This window comes from Pseudomonas frederiksbergensis, assembly GCF_003732275.1.
GTDB classification, from domain to species: Bacteria; Pseudomonadota; Gammaproteobacteria; order Pseudomonadales; family Pseudomonadaceae; genus Aquipseudomonas; species Aquipseudomonas frederiksbergensis_H.
In genome coordinates this window covers 339,131-351,498 of sequence record NZ_MOBM01000012.1, presented here as the reverse complement: position 1 = coordinate 351,498, position 12,368 = coordinate 339,131, and the positions used below count along the sequence as shown (strand labels likewise).

Sequence of the window (12,368 nt, the reverse complement as noted above, 5' to 3'; positions counted from 1 at the left end):
TCAGGCGAAAAAAACGGGTGTGGCAACCGACGCCACACCCGTCGAAGAAAGCATCAAGTCGTTATAGAAAGGTTAGATCGCGCTCGCCACCACTGCCGGGCGACGGGACAGCAAACTGACCAGCACGAAACTCACCAGGCCTACGCCGAGGCTATAGTAGATCGGTGTGTTGGCGTCCATACCATCCTTGAACATGAACACCAGCGCGGTGACGAAGCCCAGCGCCATGCTGGTGATCGCACCGGCCGTCGTGGCGCGTTTCCAGTAGATCGCTCCCATCAGCGGGATCAGCATGCCACCCACCAACAGGTTGTAGGCCAGGGTCAGTGCGCTGATCACATCGTTGACCACCAGAGCGATGCCCAGTACTGCGATGCCAGTCAGCAGGGTAAACAGGCGATTGACGCTCACGTTCGACTGTTTGCCGCCGCGCAGTTTCGGCAGCAGGTCTTCGGTCAGGGTGGTGGATGCGGCGAGCAGGCCGGCGCTGGCGGTGGACATCATGGCCGCCAGTGCAGCAGCGATCACCAGGCCGCGAATACCGTCCGGCAGGGACACTTTGACGATGGCGGCAAAGGCATTGTTGACGTTGTCCAGATCCGGAATCAGCACATGAGCAGCCATGCCGATCAGCGCACAAACCAGGCCGTAGACAATGCAGTAGATCCCGGCAGACGTACCGGCGTACTTGGCGACTTTCTCGCTTCGTGCGGTGAACACTCGTTGCCAGATGTCTTGACCGATCAGGATGCCAAAGAAGTAGATCAGGAAGTAGGTGATGATGGTGTCCCAGCCGATGCTGGTGAAGTTGAAGCTGGCGGCCGGCAATTGGGCAACCAGTTGATCCCAGCCACCGACACGGTACAGGCAGATCGGCAGCAACAGGAACATCAGGCCGACGGTCTGGATACCGAACTGGACGATGTCGGTCAGGGTCAGGGACCACATGCCACCGATGGTCGAGTAAATCACCACCACGCCGCCGCCGAGCAGCACCGAGAGCCAGAACGGCAGGCCGAAAAGCACTTGCAGCACGGTGCCGATTGCCAGGATCGAGGTCACGCCGATCATCAGTGCATAGGCCAGCATGATGCTCGCGCTCGCGGTACGAGCCATTGGGTTATAGCGCTTTTCCAGCACTTGGGTAACGGTGAATACCTTCAGCTTCAGCAGCGGTTTGGCGAGGAACAGGTTCAGCGCCACGATGCCGCAGCCCAGTGCGGCGCACAGCCAGAAACCGGAAATGCCATGAACATAGCCCAGGCGCACGGTGCCGACGGTGGACGCGCCACCCAGAACGGTAGCGGCCATGGTGCCCATGTAGAGACCTGGGCCGAGGTTGCGACCGGCGACCAAATAGTCTTCGTGGGTCTTGGCCTTGCGCATGCCGTAGTAGCCGAGTATCAGCATCGCGGCGGCGTAGATGAGTACGACGAATAAATCCAAAGCCATGATGGCGTGTCTCCGATTGTCTTTTTTATGGTGAAACAAAGATGGTTCTGTGGGCCAGGTCTCTGTGGGAGCGAGCCTGCTCGCGATTGCGATTTGTCAGTCACATCAATGTCGGATGTGCCGCAGTCATCGCGAGCAGGCTCGCTCCCACAGGTGGATCTGTGTCAGGCGGGCTGACGTAGTTCAGGTTTTGCCATGGTGCTTGCGCCCTTGCTGCGTGAATCGTTGGGGCCGAACACCGTGGCCGGTTCCGGGAACAGGCTCAGCAGCGTCAGGTACACCAGCGAGGCCAGACCGAGGGTCACCGGCAGGCTGATGTCGATGCCGCCCACCAGATTCCCGAGTGGCCCGACAAACTGCCCCGGCAGGTTCACGAAGCACAAACCCACCAGCGCGCTCGGGATCCAGGCACCCAGGCCACGCCAGTTCCAGCCGTGGGTGAACCAGTAGCGGCCACCTTTCTCGCCACGGGTGAATACTTGAAGGTCATCCGGGCAGTAGAAGCCGCGACGCACCAGCAGGCCGATGATCATGATCACCATCCACGGGGTGGTGCAGGTGATGATCAGCACGGCGAAGGTCGACACGCTCTGCACCAGGTTCGCCGCAAAGCGCCCGATGAAGATGAAGGCAATCGACATCACGCCGATCAGCAGCGTTGCCTTGACCCGCGACAGCACCCGTGGGAACACGCTGGACATGTCCAGCCCGGTGCCATACAGCGAGGTGGTGCCGGTGGACATGCCGCCGATCACCGCAATCAGGCACACCGGCAGGAAGAACCAGCTCGGCGACACCGCCAGCAGACCGCCGACGTAGTTATTGGCCGCGATGTAGTCAGGTGCCTTGATCGCCACAATGGTGGCGGTGGCGAGGCCGAACAGGAACGGGATGAAGGTGGCGATCTGCGAGATCACCACGGCGGCCATGATCCGGCGCTTGGAGGTATCACGCGGGATGTAGCGCGACCAGTCGCCGAGGAACGCGCCGAAGGAAATCGGGTTGCTCATCGCTACCAGCGCAGCGCCGATGAAGGCCGCCCAGAAACCCGGTTGACCGAGGCTGACGCTGCCGGCGTAGTTCACATCGAAGGGACCTGCGAAAGCGAAGATGCCCAACAGGAACAACAGGCTGGCGCTCCATACGGCGATCTTGTTGACCCACAGCAGGAAGCGGAAACCGTAGATGCACACCGTCAGCACCAGGATCGCGAACAGACCGTAGGCCAGGCCCAGGGTCAGGTCGGTTTCCGGCAGGCCGATCAGGCGTTTCGCGCCACCGATCAATGCATCGCCCGAACTCCACACCGAAAGCGAGAAGAAGGCGATGGCGGTCAGCAGCGACAGAAACGAACCGACAATCCGCCCATGCACGCCGAAGTGCGCACCCGACGAAACAGCGTTGTTGGTGCCATTGAGCGGACCGAACAGGCCCATCGGCGCAAGGATCAGCGAACCCAGCAACACGCCCAGCACAATCGCCCAGACGCCCGCCTGAAAAGACAGGCCGAACAGCACCGGAAAACTGCCGAGCACGGCGGTGGCAAAGGTGTTGGAACCGCCGAAGATCATCCGGAACAAGTCCGTCGGGCCTGCGGTGCGTTCGTTGTCCGGGATCTGTTCGACCCCGTAGGTTTCGATTTGCGTAAGGCTTTGGTCTTTGTTGTTGTTATTCATGATCTGCTCCGATCATAAAGGCGCGCTCATCGTGCGTGAGCGTCACCTGTTTGGTTAGGGTCTGTTGACGTTTGGTGGCGAACCGCGTTGCTGCGCCAAACGTCAACAGACCCTAAGGGGGTGGCAGCCCTTCCGGCATTGCGGACAAATGTTCGTGGCAGGCCAGCCATAGGCCTTGTTGTTCTTGGCCAGACGTCTGTTTTTTGAAAACAATCGTCTCGCGCTCCTGGCTGAAGTGTTGCTCCCCTTGCATGCGCAGCTCGGTGGCCACGTCATGGATGAAAATCGCCACATCACCCTGCAGGCTGACGAAGGCGTTGCTCGAGGTGCACGACAGCACCTCGAAGCCGTCCTCGGCGCGCCAGGTGTCCCACAACGCCTGATAGGCATCGCGCGACAACAGAGGCTGCTCGAGGGTGTAGAACACGAAGCTGGCATCGGCACTGAATGCGCCGAAGTAGGCTTCGCGATCGTTACGGGCAAAGGCCGACACCAGCTCGGCGGCGGCGTTGAGTACCTGATCACGTTCGCTCATGACCGATCCTCAGCGATGGACCACGCCAGGCAGTACGCAGAGCATTTCGTACAGCAGGTTGGCGCCCAACAGCGAGGTATTACCGGAGGTGTCGTACGCTGGCGAGACTTCTACCAGATCGCAGCCGACCAGGTCGAGACCTTGGCAGCCGCGCACGATTTCGATCGCCTGAATGGTCGTCAGACCGCCGATTTCCGGGGTGCCAGTGCCTGGTGCCCAGGCCGGGTCGATACCGTCGATATCGAAACTCAGGTACACCGGACCGCCGCCGACTTTCTCGCGAACTTCGGCCATCAGCGGTGCCAGGGATTTGTGCCAGCATTCTTCAGCCTGAACCACACGGAAGCCTTGATTGCGGCTCCAGTTGAAGTCATCAGCGGTGTAACCCTGAGCGCGCAGGCCAATTTGCACCACGCGGTCGCAATCCAGAAGGCCTTCTTCCACTGCGCGACGGAAGGTGGTGCCGTGGGCGATCTTCTCGCCGAACATGTGATCGTTCACATCGGCGTGAGCGTCGATATGCACCAGGCCGACCTTGCCGTGCTTTTTATGGATGGCACGCAGGATCGGCAGGGTGATGGTGTGATCGCCGCCGAGAGTCATGGGGATCACATCGTGTTCGAGGATATTGTCGTAGGCCTCTTCGATGATCCGCACGGCATCCAGAAGGTTGAACGTGTTGATCGCCACGTCACCGATGTCGGCAACTGACAGCGAATCGAACGGTGCGGCTCCGGTGGCCATGTTGTACGGGCGAATCATCACCGATTCAGCGCGGATTTCACGCGGCCCGAAACGGGTGCCGGGGCGCAGGGAAGTGCCGATGTCCAGTGGGATGCCGATAAAGGCAGCGTCCAGGCCAGCAGCAGATGGCAAATGGGGGAGTCGCAGCATGGTGGCGATGCCGCCGAAGCGCGGCATTTCGTTGCCGCCCAGTGGTTGGTGAAGAATCTTGTCCACGGGTAAGGCCTCATCGTCGTTGTTTTAATTATGTCGGTTGCCCTGCTCGGGGAGAGGCGGGCACCGCTGTGGGCCGATTCTGCGAAATGTAGTAACCGGGAAGAATCGCTACGGGCAAATACTTAGTTCAGATTTTTCTAAACTAATGGAATGTGTGGCGATAGACTCAACACGTCTCGTAGCCGCTGACGAATAACCCTGTAGGAGCTGCCGAAGGCTGCGATATTTTGATTTTTGGCGGAGCCATGGCCGCACACATTAAAGATCAAAAGATCGCAGCCTTCGGCAGCTCCTACAGGGATGTAGCTGAATCTCGACCCGTGTTTTTGGAGCCCCCATGGCCAACGCTTTACCCGACCTGAAACTATTGCGCATCTTCGTCAGCGTGGTCCGCCATCAGGGGTTCGCCAACGCCCAGCAAGAGCTCAACCTTTCGACCTCGGCCATCAGCACCTACATGAGCCAGCTCGAAGCGGCCTTGGGTCTGGTGCTTTGCCATCGCGGTCGCGGTGGTTTCAGCCTGACCAGCAAAGGCGAGCTGTTCCATCAGGAAACCCTGCGTCTATTGGCCGAACTCGAAGGTTTCGAACAATACGCCGCCGCCCTCAAAGGCGAGTTGCGCGGCACTCTGAACCTGGGGGTGATCGACTCCACCGTCAGCGACAAAGCCCTGCCGTTTGCCGAAGCCATCGGTGCCTACACTCAGGAACACCCGGCAGTGCATTTGCATCTGTCGGTCATGAGCCCCTACGAATTGCAACTCGGCGTGCAGGACAACCGTCTCGACCTGGCCATCGGTGCCTTTTCCACGCGCATGAGCGGTCTGGTCTACATGCCGCTGTACCGCGAGCAACACTGGCTGTATTGCAGCAGTCGCCATCCGCTGTTCACCGAGCGGCGTATTCCCGAGCAAGTCATCACCCAGCAGCGCATGGTCGGTCGCGGCTATTGGAGCCAGGCCGAACTGGCCCGCCACGGTTTCAAGCACAGCGCGGCCACCGTTGAAAGTATGGAAGCCCAGTTGATTCTGGTGCTGTCCGGCGCCTACATCGGTTACCTGCCGGAGCACTACGCCCAGGCGTGGGCCGACAAAGGTGATTTGCGCGTGCTGCTGCCAGCGACATTCGGTTATCAGGCACCGTTCTCGATGATCGTGCGCCGTGGTCGCAGCCGCGAACCGCTGATCCAGACCTTTCGCGACCTGCTCAAAGCGCAGCTCAATCAGGCCGCTTAAAGGAAAAAGAAGCAATGTCCCGAATCCAATGTCCACGCTGTCTACGCCCGCAAACCCATTGCCTGTGCCCGCTGATCCCGAGCCTCGACAGTCGCACTCGGGTGTTGCTGCTTCAGCATCCAAGCGAAGTGAACCACGCGCTGAACACCGCGCGATTGGCGGCGCTGGGGTTGAAGAATGCCGAGTTGATTGTGGGTGAGGTGTTCGAGGATTTGCCGGCGCTGTTGAATCAGCCGGGCTATCAGGCACGGTTGCTGTTTCCCGGCGAGGAGGCGCAGCCGATGCAGACGTACACCGCTAATGATGAGCCGCTGCTGCTGGTGGTTCCGGACGGCACCTGGCGTAAAGCGCGCAAAATGCTGCACCTCAATCCGTTGTTGGCGGCGTTGCCCAGAGTGACATTGGCCGAGGGCGGGGTGTCGCGTTATCGCCTGCGCAAGGCTCCGGGGCCGGGGGCGTTGTCGACGGTGGAGGCGATTGTGCAGGCGTTGCAGACGCTTGAGTCACCCGTCAGTTTTGAGCCGTTGTTGAAGCCATTCGAGGCGTTGATCGAGGGGCAGATTGAGGCGATGGGGGAGGAGACTTTTCTGCGTAATCATGGGCCGAAATAATCGTTGTTTGTGCCGGCCTCTTCGCGAGCAGGCTCGCTCCCACAGTTGATCTCCGGCGCACACAAAATTTGTGACCACTGCAGATCCCTGTGGGAGCGAGCCTGCTCGTGATAGCGGTGGAGCAATCACAGAAAATTCCCGCCGCAGACTACCGCTCCCGCATCGCCTCAGTCCGCGCTTTCAACACCGGTTTAAGCAAATAATCCAGCACGCTTTTCTCCCCGGTAATAATGTCCACCGTCGCCACCATCCCCGGAATGATCAGCAGCGGTTTCACATCCCCACCCAAGTGATTCTTGTCGGTGCGCACCTGAATCAGATAAAAACTGTTGCCCTTGTCATCAGTGATGGTGTCCGCTCCGATCAGTTCCAGCTTCGCACTCAACCCCCCATAAATCGTGTAGTCGTAAGCGCTGAACTTGACCATGGCTTTCTGGCCTGGGTGCAGGAACGCCACGTCTTGAGGACGGACCTTGGCTTCGATCAGCAGGTTGTCTTCCAGCGGCACGATTTCCACCATGTCGTTGCCCGGCTGGACCACGCCGCCGATGGTGTTGACCTTCAGCATCTTGATAATGCCGTGAACCGGCGACACCACGGTGGTGCGCGTCACCCGGTCGTCGATGGCAATGCTCGTGGCAGTGATTTTCGACAGGTCGGTGCGTTTCTCATTCAGCTCTTTTGCCGCGTCTGAACGGAAGGATTGTTCGGATTCGTCGATCTTGCTTTTGATCTCATTGATCGCCGATTCCGCCCGGGGAATCGCCAGGGTCGTGGCGTTCAGCGAGCCGCGGATTTCCACCGCGCTACGTTTGAGCCGCAGGATTTCCACCGGCGAAACCGCCCCGGTGCCCACTAGCGGCGCAGACATGTTCATCTCTTGTTGCAGCAGCGCCAGGCTGGAACTGAACTGCCCCTGTTTGGAGCGGAATTCCGCCAGCTCCTGGGTTTTCTGCCGAAGTTGTTCGGTCAGCGTGCGCTGTTCGCTGGCCAGTCGCCGCTGGCGTTGTTCGTACAGCGAGCGTTCGTCCTCGGCCACTTGCGGCGCCTTGGCGATGACTTCCGCGGACAGCTTGAACGGCCGGCCTTCCGCTTCGGCCGACAGCCGTTCGACCTGCGCGGTCAGTGCATAGCGGTCCGCTTCGCTTTCACCTTTGTTCGACAGAAATCGCGTGTCATCCAGGCGCAGCAAAGTGTCGCCCTTGTTCACCATTTGCCCTTCGCGCACGAAGATTTCCGTGACGATGCCGCCCTCCAGGTTCTGGATCACTTGAATCTTGCTCGACGGAATCGCCTTGCCTTCGCCCGTGGTGACTTCCTGCAACACGGCGAACTTGGCCCAGACCAGCGAGGTGATCAGCAGCGCAGCCGCCAGCCACACGGTGATCCGCGACCAGCGCGGCGAATCCTGCAACGAGGCGCCGGCGGTTTCCGGCATGAATTCGCTTTCGGCACTTTTGCTGAAACTGCCGAGGTAGCTTCGGGCCGCTGAATCCGGTGTTTGAGCAGACATGGGCAATACCCGTCAGTTAGAGAAATAGCCGAACACAAACCTGTGGCGAGGGAGCTTGCTCCCGCTCGACGGCGAAGCCGTCGCAAAATCTACTGATGCGGTCCAGCTGACACCATGAGGTGAATGGCTTTGGGGCTGCTTCGCAACCCAGCGGGAGCAAGCTCCCTTGCCACAGGTTTGTATTGGCATCGAGTGGGCGCCCCTAAACCGTCGCAGAGCCAACACGGCCCTTGCGCAATGCATCGATGACCGCTTCTTTCGGGCCGTCGGCGACGATCCGCCCGTTGTCCAGCACCACCAACCGGTCTACCAGGCTGAGCATCGAGGTGCGGTGAGTGACCAGCAGTAGGGTTTTGCCCTGAATCCAGCCGTGGAGTTTTTGCCGCAGGACGTCTTCGCTGCTGTTGTCCATGGCGCTGGTGGGTTCATCGAGCAGCATGATCGGCGGGTCGAGCAACAAGGCCCGCGCCAGCAATACCGCTTGGCGTTGACCGCCCGACAGCAACTGACCGCGCTCGCCTACCGGCCGGTCGAAGCCCTGGGGGTGTTGACGAGCCAGTTCGGTCACGCCGGTCAGTTCAGCGACTTCAAGCATCCGGGCATCGCTGATGTAGCGCGCGCCGAGGGTCAGGTTGTCGCGCAGGCTGCCGGCCAGCAATGGCAGGTCGTGGGCGACGTAGCCGATCTGTTGACGCAGGTCGGCGACGTCCAGTTGCCGCAGGTCCAGGCCATCAAGCAGCAACTGGCCTTCTTCCGGCGCATAGAAACCCATCACCAGCCGCGCCAATGTGCTTTTGCCCGAACCGCTGCGGCCGATGATGCCGATCCGTTCGCCCGGTTTCATGCTGAAGCTGACGTTGGCCAGGGCCGGAGCATTCTGGCCGTTGTAGTGGAACGTCACGCCGCTGACATCCAGTGCGCCTTGCAATTGCGTGCGCTCCAGCGGCCGCTGTTTGGCGTCACGTTCTTGCGGCAACGACATCAGCGCATCGGTACTTTTCATGGTCAGTTGCGCTTGCTGATAACGGGTGATCAGCCCGGCGATTTGCCCCAGCGGCGCAAGCACGCGGCTGCCGAGCATGTAGGTCGCCACCAGCGCACCGACGCTGAGGTTGCCGGCAATGATGCTGTAGACCCCGGCGACGATGGTCGCCATGCCGGAGAATTGCTGAATGAACAACGTGCCGTTGGTGGCCAGCGCCGAGAGGTTGCGTGCATGGCTGTCGAGGCGGGTGAGGGCGCCGTGGGTGCTTTCCCATTTGTGCTGGCGTTCGCTTTCGGCGCTGCACGCCTTGAGGGTTTCCAGGCCGCCGAGGGTTTCGATCAGCAGGGCCTGGCGTTCGGCGCCGAGGCTCAGACTCTTCTGCACGGTGTCGCGCAGACGTGCCTGAATCACCATGGCAAAGATGATCGTGATGGGGAAGGCCAACAGCGGAATCACCACCAGCCAGCCACCGAGCAGGCCGATCACCACCAGCATCAACACCGAGAAGGGCAGGTCGATCAGACTGGTCAGCGTGACGGCGGTGAGAAATTCCCGCAGGCCCTGAAAATCATGAATGCTCTGGGCGAAACCACCGATGGTCGCCGGCCGCGCTTTCATTGCCATGCCGGTGATGCGTTCGAACAAGGTCGCCGAAAGAATCACGTCGGTTTTCTTCCCGGCGGTGTCCAGCAAGTGCGCGCGCACCACCCGCAGCACCAGTTCGAAGCCGGTGCCGATCAGCAGGCCGATCGACAGCACCCACAACGTTGAAGTGGCCTGGTTCGGCACCACCCGGTCGTAGGTCTGCATCACGAACAACGGCACCATCAGGCCCAGCAGGTTGATCAGAAAACTCGCCAGAATCGCATCGCTGTACAGCCACTTCGACAACTTCAACGTGTCGCGAAACCACGCCTCCACTCGCGGCACCAGTGGCGCGCGCAAGTCTTCGAGTTCATGCCGCGGCCGGGCAAACAAGGCCTGGCCGCTGTAATTGGCGGTCAGCTCATCCGTGCTGACCCATTGTTCTCCGCCGTCGGCTTCGCTCGGCAGAATCAGCGCCTGACCGTCATCGCCGAAGCGACGCAAGATTGCGCAGCGGCCATGGTTGAGGATCAGCATCACAGGCAGGTTGAGCGCGGAAATCTCCCCCAGCTCGCGGCGCAACACACGCGCCTGCAAACTGGCCCGGGCCGCTGCGCGCGGCAGCAGGTCCAGGCTCAAACGTTGGTGTGCCATTGGCAGCCCGGCACTCAGGCTGGCGCGACTGACCGTCGCGCCATGAAGTTTGCAGAGAATCAACAGACCGTCCAGAAGCGGGTCATCGAAGCTCAGACGCGGATCGACACCCGTGTTGCCGGTTTCCATGCTGGTCATATTGATTGCCTGTGGCGAGGGAGCTTGCTCCCGCTTGAGTGCGCAGCACTCACACTGTCTTCATCTTCAATCGGTGTTCGGGGTTGCTGCGCAACCCAGCGGGAGCAAGCTCCCTCGCCACAATTGGTCACGTTGAGCTACTTCATTTCAGTTCGGGCAAACGAGCTTCGTTTTTCACTTCGGTGGAGGCGATCGCATCGGCGGGTAGCACCACCCGTTGTTTGCTCAGCAACTGACCCATGTTCGCCAGCACGCGGTACATCGAAAACTCCTCGGTGTAGCGCACTTCGGTGTAGCGGCGGTTGGCGTTGTAGAGCTCGTTTTCACTGTCGAGCAAGTCGAGCAAGGTCCGTTGGCCAAGGCCGAACTGATCCTGATACGCGGCCCGCACACGTGTGGTGGTTTCGGCGTATTCACGGGCGGTCGGGGTTTGTTTCTTGGCGTTGAGCATTGCGTTCCAGGCCAGGTGGATGTTCTCGTTGAGCTGGCGCAGGGCGTTGTTGCGGATGTCCAGCGCCTGGTTGATCTGGTGCGCATCGGAGGCCAGCCGGGCCTTGTCGCTGCCACCGCGGAACAGGTTGTAGTTCATCACCACACCCACTCGCCATTCGTTGTCGTGGCCTTCGTCGCCCTGAATATTGTTATTCGCGCCCACCGCCGCTTCAGCGTCAAAGCGCGGGTAGAACGGCGACTTGGCGACTTCGTACTGGCTCTCGGCCGATTGCACATCGGCCTGGGCGGATTTCAGGTACGGGTTGTTTTCCATCATGCTCTGCTGGGCTTCCGGCAGGGTGGCGGGCAATTCACCGCGGGTCGATGGCGGCGCTTCGAGTTCATCGGGCATGCGCCCCACGACGCTGTAAAAATTCGTCTCGGCATCGGCCAGATCGACTTCGGCGGTGTCGAGGTTGTTTTGCGCCAGCGCCCGGCGAGCGGTGGACTGGTCGGAGTCGGCGTTGCTGCCGACCCCACGCTGAGTGCGCAGGCCGATCTGATCGTTGACTCGCATGTGCGCTTGCAGGTTGTTCTTGGCCAGGGTCACCAGTTCGCGGCGCTTGAGCACTTCGAGGTACACCTCGATGGTGCGCAGGGCCAGATCCTGGGCGGTGCCCTGAGCGTAATAGGCTCGCGAGTTGGCCACGCCTTTGGTGCGCGCGACCTCGTTGGAGGTGTTGAAGCCGTCGAACAGCATCTGCCGCAGGCGCAGTTCCGATTGGGTGTAGGTGAGGATTTCGGTGTGGTGATTGCCCTGCGCCCGAGTGGTGGTGTTATCGCTGTACCCGCGCCCGTAGCCGGCGTTCAAATCCACCGATGGATAGAAGCCCCCTTTGGCGACTTTAATCTGCTCGTCGGCCGAGAGCCGGGCATCGACCCGCGACGCCAGTTCCGGGTGGGTCGCAATGGTGCTCTGGATCGCCTCGGTCAATGACATCGCCTGTGCCTGAGAAGTGCAGGCCATGGCCAGCAAAATCGCGCTGCAGAGGGGGGTTAAAACGCGCATGGATGCCTCTCCCTGATTCCTGATGGTACTTAACGAGTCGCCAAATATTTGACGTTATTTTTAAGTGAATCCGTCTCACACTTGTTACAACAGAGCTAAGAACATCCTGACGCGAAGCTAAGAAGGATTTCTCATAAGGTTTATGCCGAAAAAAACTTATGCGCCCTGAAAAATCCAGCACATTGTTCAATGCGAAAGCCTTGTTTTCATGAGCTCTCAGAGCATTGACGGGCTTTGGAAAAGTTCCATTCACTTTTCGACACAGGGCGAAGAAGTGCTGGAGGGGAGGGAAGCGAGACGGTTTAGAGGCGACAATTTTTTGTCGCTCGAGTGATTCAAAACCGTTACGCATCGTTCGCAGGCCGGTTATTTTGGAAGTGGACCCCGATGCCATTGATTGCAGAGGGTTTTATCCCGATCCAGAAATTCCCCTCGCGAGCGACATGCCTGGCGAGAGTGTCGGGAGGCAGTGGTTTACGTCAGGTAAACGCCTTCTCGGCAAATCCGCCAGACAACCTGCCTGA

9 protein-coding genes are annotated in these 12,368 nt (G+C 60.0%); 2 read left to right on the top strand and 7 right to left on the bottom strand.

Annotated features, from left to right (window positions below):
- Positions 1-72: 72 nt before the first annotated feature.
- The 4 genes from BK662_RS09605 to speB all read right to left on the bottom strand — a co-directional run bounded on the left by BK662_RS09605 (position 73) and on the right by speB (position 4,623).
- Positions 73-1,452 carry a sodium:solute symporter family protein gene (locus tag BK662_RS09605; RefSeq protein ID WP_123357866.1) on the bottom strand — a complete coding sequence of 460 codons (1,380 nt, stop codon included), beginning with the start codon at positions 1,450-1,452 and terminating at the stop codon, positions 73-75.
- Positions 1,453-1,616: 164 nt separating this feature from the next.
- The gene (locus BK662_RS09600) at positions 1,617-3,128 is read right to left on the bottom strand and encodes a purine-cytosine permease family protein (RefSeq protein ID WP_123357865.1); all 1,512 of its coding nucleotides are present in this window, start codon (positions 3,126-3,128) and stop codon (positions 1,617-1,619) included.
- A gap of 112 nt (positions 3,129-3,240) precedes the next feature.
- The gene (locus BK662_RS09595) at positions 3,241-3,663 is read right to left on the bottom strand and encodes a YybH family protein (protein ID WP_123357864.1); all 423 of its coding nucleotides are present in this window, start codon (positions 3,661-3,663) and stop codon (positions 3,241-3,243) included.
- 9 nt (positions 3,664-3,672) lie between these two features.
- The gene (speB, locus tag BK662_RS09590; RefSeq protein ID WP_123357863.1) at positions 3,673-4,623 is read right to left on the bottom strand and encodes an agmatinase; all 951 of its coding nucleotides are present in this window, start codon (positions 4,621-4,623) and stop codon (positions 3,673-3,675) included.
- Between the two features lie 337 nt (positions 4,624-4,960).
- On the opposite strand from speB, the gene BK662_RS09585 reads away from it, so the two are divergent.
- Positions 4,961-5,857 carry a LysR family transcriptional regulator gene (locus tag BK662_RS09585; protein ID WP_123357862.1) on the top strand — a complete coding sequence of 299 codons (897 nt, stop codon included), beginning with the start codon at positions 4,961-4,963 and terminating at the stop codon, positions 5,855-5,857.
- A gap of 14 nt (positions 5,858-5,871) precedes the next feature.
- A complete protein-coding gene (locus tag BK662_RS09580; RefSeq protein WP_123357861.1) occupies positions 5,872-6,468 on the top strand; it encodes a tRNA-uridine aminocarboxypropyltransferase in 597 nt (198 codons plus the stop codon).
- Positions 6,469-6,616: 148 nt separating this feature from the next.
- Here BK662_RS09580 and BK662_RS09575 read toward each other — a convergent pair whose 3' ends face one another.
- From BK662_RS09575 to BK662_RS09565, 3 genes are all read right to left on the bottom strand, one after another.
- The gene (locus tag BK662_RS09575; protein ID WP_123357860.1) at positions 6,617-7,981 is read right to left on the bottom strand and encodes an HlyD family type I secretion periplasmic adaptor subunit; all 1,365 of its coding nucleotides are present in this window, start codon (positions 7,979-7,981) and stop codon (positions 6,617-6,619) included.
- Between the two features lie 202 nt (positions 7,982-8,183).
- Positions 8,184-10,343 (bottom strand): type I secretion system permease/ATPase, encoded by a 2,160-nt coding sequence (locus BK662_RS09570; protein ID WP_123357859.1) that lies wholly within the window; start codon positions 10,341-10,343, stop codon positions 8,184-8,186.
- A 142-nt stretch (positions 10,344-10,485) separates the two neighbouring features.
- On the bottom strand, positions 10,486-11,844 hold the full coding sequence (locus BK662_RS09565) for a TolC family outer membrane protein (protein ID WP_123357858.1): 1,359 nt from the start codon (positions 11,842-11,844) through the stop codon (positions 10,486-10,488).
- Between the last annotated feature and the right edge of the window lie 524 nt (positions 11,845-12,368).